The following is a 23,135-nucleotide window of genomic DNA, read 5'->3' as shown; positions in this document are numbered from 1 at the left end:
AAATGCTCTGATTGTATCAGTTGAAATATACCATCTCATCAGCAAGTGGCTCACAAACTTCTACATGCTCTGCGTAAAGTACGATTCCCTCTCCCTGATATTCCATTCTCTTCTCAAACGCAACCTTCGCAGTAACATCCACCCACTGGCCTTCTGCGATCTTCGGAGCAAAAGCGCTCTTGCAGATGTAACCAAGGAATGTGGTATCATCTGCACAGCATGTCATGGCTGTTCTTCCGGGAACAAAGAATTTGCTTCCCATTCCACGCGGCTTCAGGGCACGTGCTTTAAAGTGAACGGTTTTTCCGACATAACGGTCCGGATGATCCATGGAATCCACAAACCAGATACCATAATCCTCCGGAAGGATATCGATCACCGGCGCATCAATATCAAATGGCATCTCATCCTCAAAAAGATCACCAAGCTCACCCTCTTCATCCTCAAAGATGATCTCCGCACGCTGGTTCACCACCTTGATGCTTCTTCTGTAAGAAGGAAGCGGATCGTTCTCCTGGCAGCGGTTAAAGATAACCATATCCGCATTGCGGACCATGTCCATAAAAAGGGACTTCATATTCGCCATATAGACCTGGAATGTACTTGCATCCACACAGGTGATATGCTGCTCCACGCCCCAGCCTTCCGGTTTTTCCATTTCTTCGAATTTACTTACCAGCCACATGCCATTATACTCAATGATCACCCGCTCCGGCTGATGCAGGATCTCCATTGCCGCAAGTCGTTCCGGTGTAAGCTCTTCCTCGCTGTCAATGCTCTCCACAACAGTATTGCACTGTTTCAGTGCTTCCTCATCATATTCTTCCTCACCCTCTTCGCAAAGGATCAGCAGTGTTTTTCCATCGATCTGAAAGTAATCCTGCTGCAGGGTAAAGCTCAGGAAAGAGGTCTTGCCGCTTTCCAGAAAACCTGTGATCAGATAAACGGGTACTCTGGTCTCTTCCATAAATCCATCCTATCAGATACTGTACGATTTAATGTACAGTATCTGTTTCCTTTCTGTAACAATCTATATCTGTATTCCGCTTTGGCTTTGCGTCAAAACGGACATTTATTTTATCATATGCTTTATGCGATCCCGAAAAGCTCCTCCAGTGCATGCTCGTCAAGCTTAGAACCGATCACGCACAGACGGCCTGTATATTCCGGTGCACCCTCACGGATCTCAGTTTCTTCCGGAACCATATCAAAATAGATCCATGTTCCGTCTTCTGCCGGAAGCATTCCCTTTGCACGGAGGATGATACCGTATTTATCAGACTCGGAAAGTGCCTCAAGGATCTTCTCAAGTCCCTCACGTGTATATTTTTTAATAGTCTCACGGCCCCAGCTTGTGAAGACCTCATCTGCATGATGATGGTGGTGGTCATGTCCACAGCCACACTCTCCGTCGTGGTGATGGTGATGCTCATGCTCTTCATGATCATGGCCGCAGCCGCACTCTCCGTCGTGGTGATGGTGATGCTCATGCTCTTCATGATCATGGCCACAGCCGCACTCTCCGTCATGGTGATGATGCTCATGCTCTTCATGATCATGGCCACAGCCGCACTCTCCGTCGTGGTGATGGTGATGCTCATGCTCTTCATGATCATGGCCGCAGCCACACTCTCCGTCGTGGTGATGATGATGCTCATGCTCCTCCTCAAGCATCTCCTGCTCCAGGGATACCGGATGCTCCATAACCTCTACCAGTTTCTTACCGTCAAGATTCTCGATCGGAGTTGTAATGATAGCAGCATCCTTATTCAGGCTGCGGAGAAGCTCCAGGGACTCCTGAACCTTTTTCTCACTTGCAATATCGGTACGGCTCATGATGATAGCACCTGCATACTGGATCTGATTATCAAAGAACTCACCGAAGTTCTTCATATACATTTTGCATTTTTTTGCATCAACAACAGTTGTATAGCTGTTCAGTTTAATGTCAACCTCGTCCTGAACACCCTGTACAGCCTTGATAACATCAGAAAGCTTACCAACTCCTGACGGCTCGATCAGGATCCTGTCCGGATCATATTTGGTAACAACCTCTTTCAGAGAGGTTCCGAAATCTCCTACCAGAGAGCAGCAGATACATCCGGAGTTCATCTCACGGATCTGGATCCCTGCCTCTTTCAGAAATCCGCCGTCAATACCGATCTCACCGAACTCGTTCTCGATCAGAACTACCTGCTCACCCTGAAATCCGTCCTTCAGAAGCTTTTTGATCAGAGTTGTTTTTCCGGCGCCAAGGAAACCGGAGATAATATCAATTTTAACCATTTTGTATACACTCCTTTTAACGTAGTTTGACCAGGAAGTATTATACCCCCTGGTTGTATCCTGTTATGCTCATGATGACAGAGAAAAAAATACCTGTTTCTGTATCTGCTGTCATTATATCCATTTTACAAAACAGACATTCCTATTCTGCTTTATATTCAGATTAATAGAGGGATGTGAAAAGCTCACATCCCTGAAAATCGTTCTTCCTATCAGCCGTTGATCATAAAGCTCATAAGCTTGTCGATATCCTCTTTCTCTGCTGCAACGATCTCAAGCTCCGGGATCTCACCAGCGGAAAAGATGTTTGCAAGAGATACATACTGGGAAAGCTTGGATTTCAGGTTCAGTCTGTCTCCCTCTCCTGTTACAAGCTCTACTCTACCCTTGCAGCTGTCAATTACCTCAAAAAATTTATCAATATCTGTAATATGTGTTACTTTCATTTTAAAAATCTCCTTTCTTATTAAAGGGCTGTTCTTAACTCTTTCCGTTAGATTATACCCCAGTGTTTTTAAAAAAGCAATCCCTGCCGGGCAAAAACACTTCACAGATATTCTCTACGGATCTATATATATTTCGTCATATTTCTTCAATTTCAACGGTACAGTCTTTTCTTCCCTTGTTCCATTTCATGAGATAAACCTTAAATCCCAGAGAATCTCTGGCAATGGTAAACGGTTCTTCCCTGAGTACTTCGGATCCCATACCCTGCTCGTTCAGCTCTGCCTGCTTTGTCCTGGCTTTTTCTGTAAGAACTCTAAGTTCTTCATCGGCTTCTTTTCCAAAAGAACGATTCCCATATCCGGATGAAGCTTCCCGCAGCTTTTCAGAAAGGCACATCGTTACCTGGATGTGTTTTGTACGGTGAAGCATTCCTGCCAGTTTCCGTGCTACCCATTTAAACGGAAGTTTCCGGTAAATTTCAAGCCACCTGACAAAGGTACGGTCTCCTGCCTGCCTTGCGATCTCTCCCATTACCTCAAATGCCTTTTCCGAGGGAATCCACGGATTTTCCCTGGGAACAATATACTTTTCCGGAACAGCAGGATAACAGCAGTAATTCAATGGCGGAAATTCCACCAGTGCAGAAAGCTTCTCCTCCAGAGCGTTGCAGCTGTCCCCGCCTATATAATCATATTTGTCGCGGAGGATCGCCAGCCGATATTCCAGCTGCCGTAAGTATTCATACCCTTCTACCCAGAAATGACCGATCCGGCTATAATCGTAGAGATATTTTTCCAGAGACAGGGTTTCAAAAAACAAAGTCACCACCGAATCATCCTGGTGGACCACAAGGATGTATTCTCTACCCTGCCGGCTTAAATCTGCCAGGATCTCGCCCTCGTAATCCGGTTTGTATACACCTGTCATACGGGCATTTCCAAAAACAAGAAAGCTTTCTACCGCATCATTCATAAGATACACAAGACGGATTTCGCCGTTTTTTACATAAGAATCCACTCTGTACATATTGTCATCGGACTTTTCCGCAATTGCTTCCGAAAAAGCACTTTCTGAAGCTGCTTTCTGATCCTGCGGATCTTTCTCATCATTCACTGCCACTAGTTCAAACTGATCTTCTCCAAGCAGCTCTGCTAGCTTCTGAAAGGTATCTGGCAGCTCTTCAAAGGCCTTCTCTGAGACATATCTCTCCGGTGCTGTTTTTCCTGCAGTATTATTTCCAGTATCCATCAATTACCTCTTTATTCAGTTTCTCCCCAATAACGATCATGATCTCCTGTCCCAGCTTTGCCGGCCGGATGCAGATCTCATGGCGGGTAGCATTCAGCTCCAGCCACTGTCCATCTTCTTTTCTGAGAAATCCTTTTACGCGAAAAACATCTCCGCAGGATGGATCATTCAGGATCCTTTCTGCAGTTTCATGAAGTTCCTCCTCGCTTTTATGAACGTTCATAAAAAACAGAGAATCAAATCCGCCGCCTTCCGCATAGGATTCCTTCACGTAATCCTCTGCCACATACCCGCAATCCAGGATCTTTTCCAGGTCTGCGTCCGTAAGATCATTCCAGTTTCCGGTGAGGATCTCACTGTCCAGACAGCGCCTGCACTGGATCTGGCCAAGTGCACGGTTGAGATGCTCTTTTGTGCTGCTGATCTCTTCCACCGTGGCTTCCTGGCTCCTGCTCAGTAATACACAGCCTGCATCTGCCACCTCGGAAGCCAGCAGATAATCCGCTTCCGCAGAAAGATCCTCTGACAGCTTCGCATCCACAATGGCGATCACATTTCCGATCTCATACCATTTATCCAACGGTTCCTCATGGAGGGCGTCAAAGAACTCATCCACATCAAAGATTCCGGATGGTTCTACGATGACACGGTCGTAACCGCACATTCCCATGGCGATCAGCTTTGTCTTAAATCGCCGTCTGTGACAGTCCGCATCACAGCCCCCGGAAACCATCTCCAGCTCACAGTTGTCTCCCATCAGATCCTGAAGCAGCATCATATCCACATTCACTGCCCCGAAATCATTTTCCAGGATCCCGATGTTCATGCCTTTTTTCAGAAGATAGGAGGCATATTTTTTTATAAATGTTGTCTTTCCGGATCCGAGAAATCCGGTTATCAGATCGATCTTTATCATATTTCTTCCTTTACCTTATCAACTCTCCGGAGCATACAGTAAAATAAATGCAAATATATGCTTTACTTATGTTCCGGTCATATTTCAATAATCTCCTGCCCAACAAATGCCGGACTGCTATCAGTATATAATCTTTTTTCCGCAAAGAAAAGAGGCGGTCCTGAAAAATCCTCTCAGAACTGCCTCTTTCCGGCTATTTTATCTTTTTATAAACATATATGAAGATTACTTTGTAAACAGATCTACCAGATCCTGACCATCATTATAGCCCTGTTTTTTCAGTTCCTGAACAAACCAGTCATCTACACCGTCTACTGCTTTCTTAAAGGAATCGATATCCATGTCCTTTTTCTCTGTGAAGGTCACACCGTTTTTGTCTGCCCAGCGTGCTTTGATCTCATCATCACTGGAACGGTTGATGTAACGCTCATACTCAACAGCTTTCTGACCACACTCGTCAACAACAGCCTGCTGCTCCGGTGTCAGCGCATCATAAATATCCTGGTTGATGCAGAAGAACAGGCAGTCATAGATTGCATCCCACATGGAGCAATATGGCTGTACCTCCTGTACACTGGCTGCATCGATGGCGGGCAACGGATTCTCCTCGCCCTCTACCGTATTCTGCTGAAGTGCTGTGTAGGTCTCGGACCAGTTCATATTTGTAGCATCTGCCCCCCATCTCTTATAACACTCCATAAGAAGATTAGAGCCGGCTACACGAACCTTCAGATTCTTCATATCATCTACAGATTTTACCTCATGCTTGCTGTTTGTCAACTCACGAAATCCGTTCTCTGCAATACCCATGCAGTGAAGTCCGTAGCCGTTAAGGATCTCCTTCAGCTTGTCTCCGGCCTCTCCGTCAAACTTCGCATCTGCATCATCATAGGAATCATAGATGAACGGCAGGGATACCACATTGAAGCGTGGATCAAATGCAGAATAGATCAGATTGGAATGCATGGAGATCTGTACCGGGTCTCCGTTCATCAATGCCTGGATTCCCTCGGACTGATTTCCGTTTGTCAGCTGATCCGCTGCGTAAATGTTAACCTTGACCTTTCCTCCGGTAGCCTTTTCCATGAGTTCACCGAACTTACGTCCTCCATCAGCCCAGGTACTTGTCTCCGTTGTGGAGCATGCAAAGTTCCAGGTTGTCTCAGGCCAGTTCAGATCACTGTAATCCTCCACGGTATCTACCGAATCCTCTGTAAACAGATCTACAAGATCCTGTGCATCGTCATAGCCTGCACTCTTAAGCTCCTTTACAAACCAGTCGTCGATTCCGTCTACTGCTTTCTTGAAGGAATCGATATCCATATCCTCTTTCTTTGTAAAGTTCACACCGTTGCTCTTCTCCCAGCGGCTCATGATCTCCTCGTCACCGGAACGGTTGATATAACGCTCATACTCAACAGCCTTCTGGCCTGCCTCATCAACAACCTGCTGCTGTTCCGGTGTCAGGCTGTCATAGATATCCTGGTTGATACAGAAGAACAGACAATCATAGATTGCATCCCACATGGAGCAGTACGGCTGTACCTCCTGTACACTGGCTGCGTCGATCGCAGGCAACGGGTTCTCCTCACCCTCTACCGTATTCTGCTGAAGTGCTGTGTAGGTCTCAGACCAGTTCATATTTGTGGCATCTGCCCCCCATCTCTTATAGCATTCCATAAGAAGGTTGGAACCGGCCACACGAACCTTCAGGTTCTTCATGTCGTCTACTGTTTTTACTTCATGCTTGCTGTTTGTCAGCTCACGGAAACCATTCTCTGCGATTCCCATACAATGAAGTCCGTACTCACCAAGGATCTCTTTCAGCTTTTCTCCGGCCTCACCGTCAAATTTTGCATCCGCGTCATCGTAGGAATCATAGATAAACGGCAGGGATACTACATTGAATCTCGGGTCAAATGCAGAATAGATCAGATTGGAATGCATGGAGATCTGTACCGGATCTCCGTTCATCAGTGCCTGGATTCCCTCGGACTGATTTCCGTTTGTCAGCTGATCTGCTGCGTAAATATTAACCTTGACTTTTCCGCCGGTTGCTTTTTCCATAAGCTCACCAAACTTACGTCCTCCATCAGCCCAGGTACTTGTTTCAGTTGTAGAGCATGCGAAGTTCCATGTCATCTCCGGCCAGTCAAGATCACTGTAATCCGCGATGGTATTAAAGGAATCACTTCCGTCTCCGGAATCCTTGGAGCTCTGGCTTTCTGTGTCAGAAGACTGGTCTCCTGTATAGGAGCCCTCTTTTGCAAGAGCCTTCGGAAGAGCTGTGGAAACAGCCGGAATATAAGTGATGATCAAAAGAACTGCAACGGATGCAGCGATCATCGGCATAACTGCTCTGGAGATCTGCTGAAGAGTAACCTCCAGACCTTTTTTGATCTTGATACTAATGGCAACGAAAAGATTTACACCTACCGGAGGTGTTACCTGTCCGATCGCAAGGTTAACTGTTGCCATAACACCGAATGCTACCACATCATAGCCCAGAGCCTTACATACCGGAAGCATGATCGGTACAAAAATGTACATTGCAGAGTTTGCATCAATGAAGCATCCTGCGATCAGGAAAATGATGTTTACGATCAGAAGGAAGGTAAACTGATTATGTGCAATGCCGGCAAGAAGCTCAGATGCCGCATTTGCAATACCAAACTTGGTACATACAAAAGAGAACAGGGAAGCACTCGCTACGATCAGCATGATTCCACCGGTTGTCTTTGCAGAATCCACAAGAATGTCAAACAGATCTTTGAGCTTAACCTCACGGTAGATCACCATACCAACAAACAGACCGTAAACAACAGATACGGCTGCAGCCTCAGTTGGTGTAAAGATACCGCCGTAAATTCCCCCGAGGATGATAACCGGCATCAGGAATCCCCAGAATGCATCTTTAAATGTATCCCAGCGCTCTTTTGCGGAAGCTTTTTCACGGGATGGCTGAATGTTATGTTTCTTTGCCTCGATCATAACGATGATCACAAGAGCAACACCCATCAGAAGTCCCGGAACGATACCAGCCATAAACATATCTGCAATAGATACCCCTGTGATAGAAGCGTATACAACGAATGCGATACTCGGCGGTATGACAATGGCGATGGAACTGGAGGTTGCCATCAATGCCGTGGAAAACGGTGCGGAGAAACCGCCCTGCTCAACCATAGCCGGGATCAGAACTGCTCCAAGTGCCGCAACCGTTGCAGGGCCGGAACCGGAGATCGCTCCGAAGAAGCAGGCTACGATAACACATACAATGGCGATACCGCCCTTTTTATGTCCTACGCAGGTATCTACGAAGTTGATCAGTCGTTTGGAAATACCGGCTTTTGCCATAATGTTTCCGGACAGAACAAAGAACGGGATAGCAAGAAGCAGGAATTTACTGATTCCGGAGTACATATTTGTAGCTACGATCGTCAGAGATGTACCGGAATAAAGGATGGCACATACAGATGACAGACCTAAGCAGATCGCAATGGGAAGTCCCAGGATCAGGAAAACAAAGAAGGAGATAAATAAGATTGCACTGATCATTTATTTGTCCTCCTTTTCATCATCTTTTTTCAGGCAGAAGTCGAGGCAGTACTCAATAAAATGAAGGATCATACAGCCTGCTCCGATCGGCACGAAGGACCAGAAGATCCACTCCGGCCAGTTCAATACGAAAGTTCTCTTGCCGTTTGCCAGCTGTGTAAGAACCTTGTCCATTCCATATTTAAATAAAATTGCGGAAAAAACAATGCTCAGGACCGTGATCAGGATCACAGATGGTTTTTCCAGTTTTTTCGGAAGACGGTCCGTAACCAGTGTCAGACTTACCAGCCCTCCTTTTTCACGGCAGGCAAGTGCTGCTGCCAGAAGTGTGATGAGAACAAACACCGCTACAACAAGCTCTTCTGTAAAAGACCATGAGCGATGGATGACCTTACGGGAAAATACATTTCCCACAGTCAGCACAAGGATCAGCAGTGTGGAAATGACCAGTACGATTTTTTCTACTGCTGCAAGTGCGTTCATGAGTTTTTTGTACACTTTCATACTCTTTCCCCTTTTGTATATTTTTCCGGTTTCAGATCCTTACCGCGTGGTTTAAAATGTTTTGGATAAAAAAAATCCGTCCCCTTTCAGGGACGGATATAAAATTCCGCAACCACCCTGTTTCTCCATTGAAACAAGCACGATTCTGCAACGTACCGGCATACGCGACTTCTGTAACGGGAAGCACCCGTGAAAACCTACTTACTTGTCTGAAACTTTCGGCTTTCCTTCTCAGGGATGATATTCAAGGCAGTTCCGACGCTGCATCACACCAGTCACAGCTCTCTGAAGACGGTTCCTCTGTCTTTACTGATTCCCTTCATGGAATTTACTTCTGTTATGTGTTAACTCTTTAATGAGTTAAACCAATTCTAACTCTGTTTGTTTTGATAGTCAAGTTTTTTTTTCAAAAACTCCTTCAGGCGTTCTTTCCTTCTCCGGCGAAGTACTCCTTCACAAGCTTTACAACCACACCGGAAAGCAGGAATACTGCGATCAGGTTAGGGATCGCCATCAGACCGTTGAAGGTCTCTGCGATACTCCAGAGAAGTCCAAGGTCAACAGTTGCGCCGATGATCGCTACCAGAGAGTACAGTACCATAAAAGGTCTGATAGCTTTTTCCTTAAAAAGGAACTCCGCACATCTGGCTCCGTAAAGTCCCCATCCAATGATAGTGGAAAATGCGAAGCAGCACATGGCAACTGCTGTAAAGATGGAAACCCAGTTTCCGTATGTACTGGTAAAACCGCTGATGGTAAGCTCCGCTCCTGCTGCTGCGCCATAACCAACCGGCACCCCGCTGCAGAGGATGACAAGCGCTGTCAGCGTACAGATCACGATCGTGTCCGTGAATACCTCAAAGATCCCGAAAAATCCCTGTTTTACAGGTTTTCTGGTGTCTGCACAGGCATGTGCGATGGAACCGGTACCAAGACCTGCCTCATTGGAAAAAATACCTCTGGAAACACCTTTTTTCATACTCATGAAAAAGCTTCCTACTACGCCGCCTGTCACAGATGCCGGATTAAATGCCCCTCTGATGATAGCGCTGAAAACACCCGGAACATTTTTCCAGTTGATGATAACTACACCGACAGCAAGAATAATATAAAACAATGCCATAAACGGTACCAGCTTTTCTGTAACCTGGCCGATCCTTTTGATTCCGCCAAGCAGGATCATTGCCACAAGGATCGCAAGGATGATCCCCATAACAAGGTTTACCGTAGAAGTATTGTCTGCAGCGATCACATTGTAATTGATCAGTGCAGAATCAATAGCTGTTGTAATGGTATTAACCTGGGTTGCATTTCCGGTTCCGAAAACAGTAAGCACACCAAAAGCGGAAAACAGATATGCCAGCCAGTGCCAGTGTTTTTTTAGACCATTCTTAATGTAATACATTGGTCCTCCAACCAGATCTCCGTTGGCATTGGTTTCGCGGAAATGTACCGCAAGTGTTACTTCTGAAAACTTTGTACACATTCCAAGAAGTGCAGAAATCCACATCCAGAATACGGCTCCCGGTCCTCCGATGGCAATAGCACCTGCCACACCTGCAATATTTCCCGTTCCCACGGTAGCAGCTAACGCCGTACAAACAGCCTGAAACGGTGTCAGACTTCCATCGGAAGCTTCTCTTTTCCGAAGCATACGTCCGATAGTGACCCTGATGGCATAGGGAAATTTCCGAATCTGGAGAAAATTTGTGCGGATACTTAAATAAAGACCTACACCAATAATACAGATCATCGCAGGAACGCCCCAGATAAAATTGTTTACAGCAGCATTCACTGATTCAATAACAGATAACATTCTATAATCCTTCCCTTATTTAATTTTGTCTTTTTGGATTGTACGTTTGTCTGTACAAAAAGACGATTCGTTAGATTATATCACATTTTTTGTCGAATGTATAAGAGAAAAGCTTTATAATTTTACTATGATAAAGAAAGAAAGTGAATAAAAGCTGCCAATCCTGTTGTTAAATATGTGATATACCTGTAGTAAAAATACTTATCTGTGATCAATATCATTTTCCGTATCGTCCAGGAATGTAAATATATATCCCCAGTATTTCTCCAGGATCTTACCTCTGCTTCCATAGATCTCATGCTTTGTTCCGATCATATGGATATAATCACAGCTTGTTTTTCCTTGGCGATTGATCTTTCCGGCAAAATTTTTCAGGGCACGGACAGACACCAGATCTTCCGTCTGGGCCTGGATGAGCAGCATTGGTGCCGTATATTTTTTCCATCCGTAGAGACGCAGATACCAGCTCATTTCCGCAGAAGCCCAGAGCCAGCCGTAGGATGGAGACCAGGTCTGGAGCTCCTTATGTTCTGCACGGAGATTTTTGTATCGCTCGTATCTTGGTTTTGATGTTGCGGAGCTTGTCTCAAAAGAACCGCTGCCATCGTAAGGCTTTCGGCCAGCTACATATTCCTCATCTTTTCCGAAAATGCATTTCTCCAGAGCTATGCCGGTGGCTGCCGGCCACGGAACATTATCTGTAAGAGGACGGATCATCGGAGAAGAAAGGATCACCTTGTGAAACCAGTCCGGCTCCCAGGCTGCAGCAATACCACCGATGGCTCCACCCATGGAATGTGCATACAAGTTAAGTGACAGATCCGGATGTGCTTTCTTTATGTAGCGGCATGCTTTCAGAAAATCGCGGATATATCTTCTCCATGTATCGATGTGGACCAGAGACGGGTCTGCGGTAAGACGATAGCTGCGGCCATGGCCGCAATGCTCCGGAATATATACATGATAGCCTTCCTTAAGAAAATAATAGGCCACTTCATCATATTTTACTGCTGATTCTGTGAATCCGTGGCTGATGACTACCACACCTTTAGGCATATCAATATCAGACAGATACTGCAGCATATGGATCTTACCTGTGATCCGTTTGCTTTCGTTACGAAACGGATAATCCGCACCCGGTACATAAAGTTCCCTTCTGTGAGACAGAAGATATGGCATTACGATATTTTTCATGGTTTCTTCGTATTCATTTTCATGTATGATCTGCATATTGGTTAAAAACCTCCCTTGCTTTTACTGTATTGCTTTTTTGCTTCTCCCAAACTCTGCTTTTCAAAACCCTTCCATGTTGTCACAGCTGTTTTCTTACAGGATAACAGAATTCACTCTTCCAGGCAATCCTTTTTAGACCATTTTGCTCTTTAATTTCCATTAAAAAATGCCCGAACATTTTGATATGTACCGGGCATTTCTTCTATTATTTAATAAAATCTCACAATATCTTCCACATCTTTACGTTTCGGTCTTGCAGGCTCTTCGGCTGCTTTTCCGATGGCGATCACTGCCATTACCGTTTCTGTTTCCGGAATGGAAAGGATCTCACGGAGCTTGTCTCCGGCACGAAGTCCCATGATCAGGGTTCCATATCCAAGCTCCTTTGCCTTCAGGATCAGATTCTCGTTCTGAAGTCCCAGATCATAGCAGCCCCAGCCGTTTCCAAGCTCATTATCCGGTGTTCCGTCTTTCTGAAATCCGGCATGGTTATGTACAAAGGTTGTAACGATCAGGGAGGCATTCTCTGCTTTTGCCTGGTTCATTTCCGGCAGACATTCTCTGCTGACCTTCTCCACCATCTCTTCGGACATTACACAATAATATCTTCCGGTCTGGGAGTTTTTCCAGCTGGGTGCTTCCTGAGCGGCCCGGATCACTGCAAGAAGATCTTCTTTTGTGATCCTGCTCTCCGGGCTGTATTTACGGATGGTCCTTCTCTCTTCGATCAGTTTCTGAAATTCCATATTTTTCCTCCTTACTGTCCGGTGCAGGATCTGCTTCCGGATCCTGCAGTTATTCCGGCATGGATTTTTATGTTCACACTTTTTATGGAGCTATTTTAACACAATGCCGTATTGAAATCAATTTCAAAACTCCGGCATCGTTACTGTTCATTCTGCGACCGTTACTGTTCACTCCGTTCTCAGCAACACGCTTCAAAAAATATTGCCTGGGAACAATAACTGCAATACCACTTATGAAGATTTTTTTTGATTTACCACATAAATTCCCACACAGACAAGAAACAGTGCGATGAGACTTCCCATATTAAATGCCTGACGTACCTCTCCCAGAACCAGTGCAGACAGGATCACACTGAACAAAGGATTTACAAAGCCAAAGATCGCTACCCTGGATACATCATTCCAGGCAAGCAGCACTGACCACAGTGTATAGGCCACTGCAGACACCATTGCCAGATAAAAGATGATCCCGATACCGGCGGCATTTACCACTCCGAAATGTCCTCCCATCCCTTTTCCGATCAGGAACAGAATGATCCCGCCCATGGTAAACTGCGTTCCGCTGAGTACCACCGGAGATACCTTTCTGGAAAAAATATTGATCAGCACCGTGGACATTCCGTAAGAAAACTGCGCGATCAGAATAAATCCTTCTCCTGTAAGCCTAAAACCTGCATCCAGAGAATTTCCCATGAGATTGATCACGACCACGCCGGCAAAACCGAGGATACAGCCGAGCATCTTTCGCCCGGTCATTTTTTCCTTGTGAAAAACAAGGCAGGACAGCAGGATCGCAATAAAATTCCCAAGACCTGTGATAATAGCGCCTTTTACACCGGAGGTATGTGCCACACCTATATAAAAGAAGAAATACTGACATACCGTCTGAGCTATACATACCGGCACCGCATATTTCAGAACAGTTCGATCCGGAAGCAGAACCTTGCGCTCACGCAAAGATGCAAAGATCAGTACAAGGATTCCTGCCAGTGCAAAACGCACACCTGCAAAAACGATCTGACTTGCCGTATCTGCAGAATCCATCTGCATCAGACGGTATCCTGTCTTGATCAGCGGGATCGCACTCCCCCAGAGAAGACAGCAGACGCAGGCAAGCGCTGCCACCACCCAGGTTTTTTTTAATATTGTTTTTGTTTGTTCCATTTGTTTATTCTCTCTTTCTCAAAACTTCTTCCATCTGACTGATCACAGCTTTTATTTCATTTATTGCGCTGATACTTACGTCCCGGAAATCAAGCTTTTTCCCCTTTCCGCATAATTCCACCTCATAAGCGCTGGCTTTCTCTTCATCTTTATCCTTGTATCTGGCTTTTCCAATCAGCCAGGCGCTGGAATCCGCACAGTCCGGATATTCCGTATTTCCCCGGATCAGAAAATCCTCTGAAGCTTCCGTCAATGCTGTTTTCAGTTTTTCTGCTTTATCCAGAAATTCTTCCGTTGTCTGCGGATAATGTTCTTTTATATAGAGGAGATTTTTATGAATACAGGTGGCACTTTTTTCCATTAGCTTCCGTTCTTCCGGATCTTTGAAATTATCATATTCCCCCGGCCGTACTTCCCATCCTCGGATGGATTTGCTTAATTCCATCAGCCAGTATACATGACGGGAAATATCGTCCGGAAACATAAAATACGTGGAAAATTCATGATCGATCATAGGTGCAAGACTTATGATCCCGCCATCTTTATCACAGAGAAATGCTACATTTTCATAATGATAATTCTGGTCTCCCTTCAGGACAGAGATCAGTACCTGCATGGCAAGCTGTTCCGCCATTTCCTGATGCTTCTGCAAAAAATCAGCTTCAAAAATGTCTCTATAATCATAAAACATCTGGCAATAGTTTACATAATTATCTATATCTACCTTTTCATCCGGATATTTCCTGAAAAACTCCAGAAGATTCAAAAGGGATTCCCCTTCTTTATAGGCCATGGGTACTGCCGTTCCGTAGTCAAGATATTTTTCATTTACTGCCTCATACCCTTCACAGATGGCCAGTTCATACCTGGGCGCAGGCATAAAATATTCATTAATGATCGTTGACCAGAACACCTCTGCATAAGCATACAGTGGCGTGGAAAATGGTTTGGATTTCGTCAATGGCTTGAAAATCATATTTCCAGGAAATATGGGGAAATGTTTTTCCCCGCTTACCACGCCTACAGCTTCAGACTTAAGATTTCCGATTCGATTTTTGTATTGATAGTGTCTGACTTTATAATACATAGCAGTCATATCGTATTGCCTTCCCCTTCAATGTATAAGACGGCTCCCGACCGGCAAGACATTCACTTTTCAGCGGACGCTTGACGATGATCTTATCCGGATTTGCCCTGATAGCTGCATCAAAAAGATCCGTTTCCCCGGAGCACGGTGGTTCCAGCTTCTGGATCAATTGAAGTTTCTTGTTGATCAGGCTGGATTTCTGTCTTGCCGGAAACATAGGATCCAGATAGATCACGTCTACAGGATCAAGAAGCTTTGACATACCTTCTACACTGTTTCCCTCGATCACCTTCATACGACCGGCAATATCTTTCAGATCCATATTTTTCTTGGCACGGCGAATGGCATCTTTAAGAAGGGCTGCGATCACCGGATTCTGCTCGTACAGCGTCACCTCATAGCCCTGGGCTGCCAGAAGAAAGGCATCCTCACCCATTCCTGCCGTAGCATCGATGGCCTTCCTTCCCTCCTTATCTGACTTCACCGCCTTCACCAGCATCTCATGCTGAAGTCTGCCTCTGGTAACTCTGTGAAGCATCGTCTCCACAAAATCCCCCTGATAGGTCAGCCCGAAACCGGACAGCGAAACGCCCCTGGAATCAAACCTCACCGTCAGAAAATCTCCCGGCTTATCCTGAAGCTGCGCTCCGGTCCTCCTGCAAAAGGCTTCCGCCATATCTCTCTGTCCGCCCTTTCCAAGACAGACTGCGATTTTATCATTCATTTCCCGATTCTCTCTTTCATGACTCTTTTTCATAAGCTCTTTCATTCTACAATTTTACAAAAGAAATTGCAATTCATCTCAAAAAAAGATGTCCGCAGACGTACCAAAATACGCTGCGGACATCCAATGTCTGATCCATAGTCAGGCGGTTACTTAATGCTTGCTGTCCTAAAACAGAAGCTGAAGTCCCATTGCAATGATCCACATATATGCACAGGTCTTTGGGATCATCAGGCTTCTCATTGTCCGCACTCTGGATCCTTTCGATCAGACCTCTGCTCTCCAGATTTTTCAGAGAAGAGGACACGTGGGATTTCGTCGACTTACGGACCTTAACGATCTCAGCCGTATATTTATTTTGAATTTCTCTTTCCTTTTCTGACTTTGATCCTGCGGATCATCCTTCGGATCAGAAATACCACAAGCACAATGATCACGATAAAGATCAGACAAATACCTGCGATCATTGCCGAAAACTTATTCGGCTGCTTCACCAGATCAATGATATTTCTGCTGTCCTCCACAACCTTACGTCCATGTGTCGTCTCATAATATTCCGGCACATTGGCAATTCCGTCGCCGTCTGTATCCTCAAAGGACTGCATATATCTTGCGATCGCATCCCAGGCCTTTAATTCCTTGTCATCCTCCATGATCGCCTGATCTTCCAGATTTTCAATAGGATTTCCATCACTGTCCTTCGGTTCAAGAGACAGCAGTCCATAGGACATTTTCATCACTGAACCAAGCATCTGGCCGGTATACAGATCTGTCACAACATGATACAGCTTGTCATCCTGGATCTCGATCCGCTCTCCGTCTGCCCTGGTGAGATAACAATCTGTCACCTTATTCAGGATCATCCGATGTGGATTGTATGCAAAATTCAATCCACTGCAATATAACCTTGCCGTTGTCATAAAATCTGATACAGAAGCATCCACCTCCGCTACCAGCCTCAGCTCCTTTCCGGTCAGGTATGCACTGATCAGCGGATATCCGGCAACACCATCCTTTCCGATTCCCAGTGAAAAGGAATTAAAAACATCCTCTACTGTGATATCGCCCTTTGTGTATGTATCCCGCACGGTTCCGCTTGGAACAACGGCTACATCAACCGGATCACCATCATAATACTCGGAATTTTCCACTGCATATATGTATGCATCGGACATGATATCACCAAGATTCAACTCTTCGTGCTTCGTGCCCATTTCTTCCAGACTGTTGAATTCAACATCATTTTCAGCAAGAACCTCTTCCCTTGTATAGCCGAAATCGGCAAGATAATTCTTATCCACCGTATCCATCAGGGCATCGATCTGTTCCTGTGTCGCCTGGTCCGGTTTTACATCCTCAGAAACAGGGATCAGCTCATAGGATGTCAGCTCCCACCGTCCGTCCTGTTTCTGTGTCATGGAAAGTGATCCCAGATTTCTTCCGTATTCGCCGCAGGATACGATATATGTGTTCCCATGCTGAATTGCCTCTTTCAGCTCTGTGTGCGTATGTCCGCTGATGATCAAGTCGATATCCGGCACCTCTTTTGCAAGGATCTCATCCTCCGATTTGTTCTCATCCTCCCAGGTTCCTCCATGGGACACACAAGCGATCATATCCACTTTTTCATTTTTTCGGATCTTTTCTACTGTCTGTTTTACGGCCTCAACCGGATCCTTGAACTTTAATTCACAGGTCGGTGCACATTCTAGGGCATCCTTACCGAACACACCGACTACTGCAGCCTTTACATCTCCCTTTTGAACTACTACATAATCCTTCACACCGTAGGCTTCAAATGCCGACCGGATCTGCTTCTGACCATCGCTTAATCCATCCTGCTCCATGCTGTCCCAGTCCACGTTGCACACTACCAGTGCCGGCACTGTCTCACCGGAAGCCTTCGCGGCCTCCAGCATATTTGCCAGTCCCTTTGAACGATAATCATATTCATGATTCCCCAGAGTCGTCACATCATACCCAAGATATCCCAGCATCCGAAGCTCTGCCGCCTCCGTATCGTATACAGTCTGGATCAGTGTTCCCATGGAAAAATCGCCGCCATCCAGCACCAGGGTGTCCGGATCTTCCTGCTTCTTTTCATCGATCAGAGTTTTGATCCTTGCAAATCCGCCAACTTCTTTTTGCTCTCCATCTACGATGGTTGAAAAGCTGTTCAAATGCGAATGTGTATCATGGCTGAACAAAACATCGATCTGTTTTGCCTCGGCTGCTTCCACCGGAACATTCCATGCAAGAGGAAGCAGCAATGCAGCAATAAGCATGATCGCCAGCAGCTTTGCTGAAATTTTCTTTCGTGTTTTCATAACACTCTCCTTTTGTATATAGTTTTCTTATGCATTCTTATGCATTTTTACAAAACCATCAATAATGTTCCCACACCGATCAAAATACATCCCATCATCGATCTTGCTGTGAATTTTTCATGCAAAAAAACAAATGCCAGTACCAGTGTGATCACGACACTCAGCTTGTCTATCGGCACAACCTTGGATGCATCGCCTATCTGCAGGGCACGATAATAGCATAACCACGAAGCACCTGTTGCCAGACCTGAAAGGGTCAGAAACAGCCAGCTTTTTTTGCTGATCGCTGCGATCCCGCCCTGGGTATTTGTGAGGAAAACCATTCCCCACGCCATAACCAGCACCACCATCGTTCGAATCGCTGTTGCAAGATTCGAATTAACACCGACAATACCTATCTTGGCCAGTATGGAGGTCAGCGCCGCAAATACAGCAGACAGCAAGGCAAACACAAACCACATAGTAACTCCCCCCTTAAATATAAGATTTTCTTAACTATCCCAATACAAGTCCATCATATCATTTCCCCTCTGATATGTCACTATTTACAATTTCCTCCGCCGTATATTCCTCTATTTCTGTCTTTGTCACCTGTTTGATATGCTTTTTTTTCAGGCGCAGATATACGAATTCCCGAAAGATAGTATAGAACACGGAAAGCAGCGGAATGAAAACAAGCATACCTACAATTCCCATAAGGTTTCCGCCGATCGTAACTGCTGCAAGAACCCAGATTGACGGAAGCCCTACGGATTCACCCACAACATGAGGATAGATCAGATTTCCCTCTATCTGCTGCAGCACCAGAAATACTATAATAAATAAAATTGCCTGTTTCGGATTTACCATAAAGATCAAAAAGCTTCCCACCGCACACCCGATGAAGGCCCCAAAAATCGGAATCAATGCGGTAAACGTAATCAAAACTCCGATCAAAAGTGCATATGGCATCCTCAAAATACTCAGTATCACAACAAACATACAGCCGAGGATCACAGCTTCCAGACACTGGCCTGCAAGAAAATTTGCAAATGTCCGATAAGTCAGAGAACAGACTTTAAGAAAAGCATCTGCCTTTTTCTTTGGGAGAAAGGCAAAAAATACTTTTCGGATCTGCACATGCAGCTTCTCCTTCTGAAAAAGGACATAGCAGGCAAATGAAAAAGCAATAAAAAAGGTTGCCAATCCACTGACTATGGAACCCACTGCTGACATTGTGGTATTCATCATATTTCCTGCACCGTTTCCAAGAAGGCCTATCCCCCACTTGATCGCCTGATCAGGATTAAACTGTACCTGATCTACCAGCTTCATGATTTCCTGGTTATTATGGGAGAATTCCCGGATCCAGCTTTGCATCTGCGGAATAAAATCAGCGATACTCATCATCAGAGTTCCCATTGTCCGCGTAAGCTGCGGGATCACACCAAACATCACCAGTACGATCACGCCAACCGCAAATACGATCGTAAGGAAAAGACTTATCGGTCTTGCCAGTTTTACACCTATCTTATTTTCTTTTTTTACCCTTCCAAAAATTTTCTTTTCCCAAAAGCTCATTGGCACGTTGGTCACAAATGCGATCGCTCCGCCAAGTACAAAAGGAAATGCGATCCCCCATATTGCTTTCAGCACATCGAGTACCACATCAAACTTCCACAGAGCGACCACAAGAAATGTTGTAAACACAATAAGCTCCCGGATTTTTTTTACAGATATTTTACTTATATCCACTATCATTCTCCTCTTTTTCTTAATTTCATGCGTATCCATTTAAGCAGCTGAATGATCGGAAGACTTGCAAACGCATACAGATATACACAGCCAAGCTGCATCAGATCCAACGTCTCTACTTTAAACAGGAGATGAAATCCTGGAACCGTCAGTACAACGGTAATGAGTACTGCCCCAAGTACAAATGCTCCCTGAAGCCATTTATTATTAAAGAAACGTTTTGTAAAGATAACCGGATGATCCGATTTGCAGTTGAATCCATGGAACAGACGTGCCAGACAAAGTGTTCCGAAGGCATAAGTACTGCCAAGCAGTGCACCATTCTGATGATATCCTGTCAAAAATCCTATCATCGTCATCATACCGATCACCAGTCCTTCCAGACCGATTTTACCAAGAAAATCCTTTGTCAGTATTGACTCGTCTGCTGATCTTGGTTTCTCATTCATCACCTCACTGCTGTGCGGCTCCACGCCTAATGCGATCGCCGGAAGGCTGTCTGTCAAAAGATTGATAAACAGCAGATGTACCGGTGCAAAGGGAACCGGAAGTCCTGCAAGGGATGCACAAAGAACTGCCAGGATCGCACCAAAGTTTCCTGACAGAAGAAACTGGATCGCATACTTGATATTCTGATATAAATTTCGTCCGTTTTCCACTGCTTTTACAATTGTTGCAAAATTATCATCTGTAAGCACCATTGCTGCGGCATCCTTTGCGACCTCGGTTCCGGTCACTCCCATTGCAACACCAATATCTGCCTGCTTCAATGCCGGAGCATCATTCACACCGTCTCCGGTCATTGCCACGATCATCCCCTTCTCCTGCCATGCACGGACAATACGGATCTTGTGCTCCGGTGACACTCTTGCATACACAGAAATATTCGGGACAAACTCCTTCAGCTGCTCATCACTCATATTTTCAATATCAGCACCTTCGCAGGCCTCTGACAGATCATGTAGGATCCCGATCCTTTTTGCGATTGCCGCTGCTGTGATCTTATGATCTCCCGTGATCATGACCGGCCGAATCCCCGCTTTTATACATTCTGCAACTGCAGCCTTTGATTCTTCCCTCGGCGGATCCATCATAGCGATCAGGCCAAGAAATACCAGATGGTTCTCATCTTCTGTCGTCAATACATGCTTCTCCGGAATTTCACGATAGGTAAATGCCAGTACCCGTAACCCTTCCATTGAAAATTCCTGATTCTGGCGCCGGATCTTTTCTTTATCTGCTTCTGTGATTTCCCGAACTCCGTCCTTTGTCCAGATCCTGTCTGTCAGCTCCAGAAGCCGGTCAACCGCACCTTTTACGATCATCCGGTTTTCATCATCAATTCTGTGAAGTGTTGACATCATCTTACGGTCACTGTCAAAGGGAAGCTCTCCTTCCCTTGGATAAAGCTTTCTTACACCAGCAGCCTCGATTCCGTACCGGCTGCCCAGATTGATCAATGCCGTTTCCGTCGGATCTCCGATCTCCACTCCATTTTCATTTGTTGAATCATTACATAAAATGCTGTAGTCCAAAAGACATCTCTGCGCCGGATCTGCTACATCAATTGCATCTGCTGTGATTCTTTTTCCATCAATATAATAATCTTCTACTGTCATTTTGTTCTGTGTGAGTGTTCCGGTCTTATCCGAACAGATAACAGATACGCTTCCAAGACCTTCCACAGCCTGAAGCTTACGAATGATCGCGTGCTCCTTTGCCATCTTCTGTGTTCCGAAAGAAAGGACGATCGTCACGATGGAGCTTAAGGCTTCCGGAATCGCTGCGACTGCAAGTGCTACTGCAAACATAAATGCACTGCTGATCTTCTCACCGCGGAATACACTGATCGCAAACAGAATTCCGCAAAATATCAGGATCAGAATGGAAAGCTTCTTTCCAAAATCATCCAGATTCGCCTGAAGTGGCGTCTGTTTTTCCGAAGTCGATTTCAGAAGTCCCGCAATCTTTCCAACCTCTGTCTGCATTCCTACATTCGTTACAACCGCTCTGCCACGCCCATATGTGACAAAGCTTCCGGAAAACAGCATATTTGTCCGATCACCAAGCGGTGCTTCCTCCAAAATAGTGTCCATACTCTTTTCAACCGCAAGACTTTCTCCGGTAAGGGCACTTTCATCGACCTTAAGGCTTGCATTTTCAATCAATCTTCCATCGGCCGGGATCATATCACCTGCTTCAAGAAGGATCACATCTCCTACAACCAGTTCTCTTGCCGGGAGCTGTACCGCCACACCATCACGTAATACCTTTGCCTCCGGTCCGGAAAGCTTCTTTAAGCTCTGCAGGGACTGCTCAGCCTTTACTGTCTGCACAGTTCCCAAAATCGCATTGATCGTAATAACGATCACGATAACTGCTGCACTTTCCACATCTCCAAGCATACCGGATATCACTGCCGATGCGATCAGGATCAGCACCAGAAAATCCTTATACTGTTCAAAGAAGATCTGCAAAATACTTTTTTTCTTTCCTTCTGCAAGCTCATTCCATCCGCACTTCTCTCTGGACCGTCTAACCTGTTCATCGGTAAGCCCTGATTCCCTGCTTTCCACACGCTCGAGAACTTCTTCTGCTGTCTGCTGATAAATTTCTTTCATTCCCTTTGCCTCCTTTTTTGCAAATATTCACCAACTGTAATTTTTTTATGCAATAAAGGATTTTTTTGATAAAAGGATATAAAAAAAGAAACCCTTATTGCACAACAAAAAATGCAATAAAAGTCTCACCATTTCCCTGCAGCGCCGGATGTTTCCACCGTACTGACGACACTGCAAACGCAGATTTCCAAACGTAGGTTACTCCCCTTTATCAGTTTTAATAGTATAACAGGATCGGTACCTCTGTCAAGATACTTTATAAATCACACCTTGCAAATATGATACTCCGGTAACAGAAAAACTCCCATTTTTTGAGTGGGAGTCTTTCCGTTACCCTGAAAGTATTATAGGCCTGCAGCCGTTTTATTACCTTTTAAGATTTATTACTCTGATCAGCCACAATATTTCCCTGTACAACTCTTCCCTGATCTTTTCCTTTTCTCAGTCCTCGAACTACCTGCACATTTCCAAGAATCAGATAATCCATTTCTCTCTTAGTGATTTTCGCAAAATTTTTCTTTGAAACAAAATAGAAGGTAACTCCCATCAACACCCACACGATCAGTGCTGCAAAGGACTGTGGAGCCATGAATGCAGGAGAACCGGGCACGATCAGGAGCAGCAATATTACAACAGAGATCACACAGCCGCCCATGGCTACTGCCGGATGGATTTTATTTGTATCTGTATCATCGCCATATTTTTTCAGAAGAATATAAGCACC

At 45.2% G+C, this 23,135-nt stretch carries 18 protein-coding genes, 1 pseudogene and 1 other annotated feature; all 19 genes and pseudogenes read right to left on the bottom strand.

Annotated elements, in window-relative coordinates; translation table 11 throughout:
* Nucleotides 1–16: 16 nt before the first annotated feature.
* The gene (locus ABCM67_RS13710; protein ID WP_021651300.1) at nucleotides 17–967 is read right to left on the bottom strand and encodes a GTP-binding protein; all 951 of its coding nucleotides are present in this window, start codon (nucleotides 965–967) and stop codon (nucleotides 17–19) included.
* Nucleotides 968–1,089: 122 nt separating this feature from the next.
* A complete protein-coding gene (locus ABCM67_RS13705; protein ID WP_114001534.1) occupies nucleotides 1,090–2,286 on the bottom strand; it encodes a CobW family GTP-binding protein in 1,197 nt (398 codons plus the stop codon).
* A gap of 212 nt (nucleotides 2,287–2,498) precedes the next feature.
* Nucleotides 2,499–2,732, bottom strand: a complete 234-nt coding sequence (locus ABCM67_RS13700; RefSeq protein ID WP_044962326.1) for a hypothetical protein — start codon at nucleotides 2,730–2,732, stop codon at nucleotides 2,499–2,501.
* Nucleotides 2,733–2,868: 136 nt separating this feature from the next.
* On the bottom strand, nucleotides 2,869–3,981 hold the full coding sequence (locus ABCM67_RS13695; protein ID WP_147603190.1) for a DUF3878 family protein: 1,113 nt from the start codon (nucleotides 3,979–3,981) through the stop codon (nucleotides 2,869–2,871).
* A complete protein-coding gene (locus ABCM67_RS13690; protein WP_173745616.1) occupies nucleotides 3,965–4,897 on the bottom strand; it encodes a GTP-binding protein in 933 nt (310 codons plus the stop codon). Before ABCM67_RS13690 ends, ABCM67_RS13695 begins: the two co-directional genes overlap by 17 nt.
* A gap of 225 nt (nucleotides 4,898–5,122) precedes the next feature.
* Nucleotides 5,123–8,455 carry a TRAP transporter large permease subunit gene (locus ABCM67_RS13685; protein WP_342992925.1) on the bottom strand — a complete coding sequence of 1,111 codons (3,333 nt, stop codon included), beginning with the start codon at nucleotides 8,453–8,455 and terminating at the stop codon, nucleotides 5,123–5,125.
* The gene (locus ABCM67_RS13680; protein ID WP_015525504.1) at nucleotides 8,456–8,959 is read right to left on the bottom strand and encodes a TRAP transporter small permease; all 504 of its coding nucleotides are present in this window, start codon (nucleotides 8,957–8,959) and stop codon (nucleotides 8,456–8,458) included.
* Nucleotides 8,960–9,044: 85 nt separating this feature from the next.
* Nucleotides 9,045–9,291 (bottom strand) — a binding site (T-box leader).
* Between the two features lie 86 nt (nucleotides 9,292–9,377).
* Nucleotides 9,378–10,775: a sodium:alanine symporter family protein gene (locus ABCM67_RS13675; RefSeq protein ID WP_015525503.1), complete on the bottom strand. Its 1,398-nt coding sequence runs from the start codon at nucleotides 10,773–10,775 to the stop codon at nucleotides 9,378–9,380.
* A gap of 201 nt (nucleotides 10,776–10,976) precedes the next feature.
* Nucleotides 10,977–12,005: an alpha/beta hydrolase gene (locus tag ABCM67_RS13670; RefSeq protein ID WP_021652865.1), complete on the bottom strand. Its 1,029-nt coding sequence runs from the start codon at nucleotides 12,003–12,005 to the stop codon at nucleotides 10,977–10,979.
* A gap of 212 nt (nucleotides 12,006–12,217) precedes the next feature.
* Nucleotides 12,218–12,754, bottom strand: coding sequence for a nitroreductase family protein (locus ABCM67_RS13665; protein ID WP_015525501.1), 537 nt, complete (start codon nucleotides 12,752–12,754; stop codon nucleotides 12,218–12,220).
* 231 nt (nucleotides 12,755–12,985) lie between these two features.
* Complete coding sequence (locus tag ABCM67_RS13660) at nucleotides 12,986–13,918, bottom strand: DMT family transporter (RefSeq protein WP_110102703.1); 933 nt, start codon at nucleotides 13,916–13,918, stop codon at nucleotides 12,986–12,988.
* Between the two features lie 4 nt (nucleotides 13,919–13,922).
* Nucleotides 13,923–15,014 (bottom strand): hypothetical protein, encoded by a 1,092-nt coding sequence (locus ABCM67_RS13655; RefSeq protein ID WP_288245476.1) that lies wholly within the window; start codon nucleotides 15,012–15,014, stop codon nucleotides 13,923–13,925.
* The gene (locus ABCM67_RS13650) at nucleotides 14,995–15,729 is read right to left on the bottom strand and encodes a class I SAM-dependent methyltransferase (protein ID WP_178744468.1); all 735 of its coding nucleotides are present in this window, start codon (nucleotides 15,727–15,729) and stop codon (nucleotides 14,995–14,997) included. Before ABCM67_RS13650 ends, ABCM67_RS13655 begins: the two co-directional genes overlap by 20 nt.
* Nucleotides 15,730–15,964: 235 nt before the next feature.
* Nucleotides 15,965–16,075 (bottom strand): annotated as a pseudogene (locus tag ABCM67_RS13645) (helix-turn-helix domain-containing protein); the annotation flags it as partial.
* Between the two features lie 7 nt (nucleotides 16,076–16,082).
* Nucleotides 16,083–18,056, bottom strand: coding sequence for a bifunctional UDP-sugar hydrolase/5'-nucleotidase (locus ABCM67_RS13640; protein ID WP_288245475.1), 1,974 nt, complete (start codon nucleotides 18,054–18,056; stop codon nucleotides 16,083–16,085).
* Between the two features lie 47 nt (nucleotides 18,057–18,103).
* Nucleotides 18,104–18,517, bottom strand: a complete 414-nt coding sequence (locus ABCM67_RS13635; RefSeq protein WP_288245474.1) for an EamA family transporter — start codon at nucleotides 18,515–18,517, stop codon at nucleotides 18,104–18,106.
* 58 nt (nucleotides 18,518–18,575) lie between these two features.
* Nucleotides 18,576–19,790 carry an AI-2E family transporter gene (locus ABCM67_RS13630; protein WP_288245473.1) on the bottom strand — a complete coding sequence of 405 codons (1,215 nt, stop codon included), beginning with the start codon at nucleotides 19,788–19,790 and terminating at the stop codon, nucleotides 18,576–18,578.
* Nucleotides 19,791–19,792: 2 nt separating this feature from the next.
* On the bottom strand, nucleotides 19,793–22,411 hold the full coding sequence (locus tag ABCM67_RS13625) for a cation-translocating P-type ATPase (protein ID WP_250789791.1): 2,619 nt from the start codon (nucleotides 22,409–22,411) through the stop codon (nucleotides 19,793–19,795).
* Between the two features lie 373 nt (nucleotides 22,412–22,784).
* Nucleotides 22,785–23,135, bottom strand: a 351-nt coding sequence (locus tag ABCM67_RS13620; protein WP_342992924.1) for a hypothetical protein, incomplete at its 5' end; no start/stop codon positions are given.

It is taken from the genome of Blautia sp. 2227st1_G12_2227SCRN_220401 (assembly GCF_039062885.1).
Classification (GTDB): domain Bacteria; phylum Bacillota; class Clostridia; order Lachnospirales; family Lachnospiraceae; genus Blautia_A; species Blautia_A fusiformis.
The sequence above is the reverse complement of the archived record's forward strand: the minus strand, read 5'-3'. Positions and strand labels throughout refer to the sequence as shown.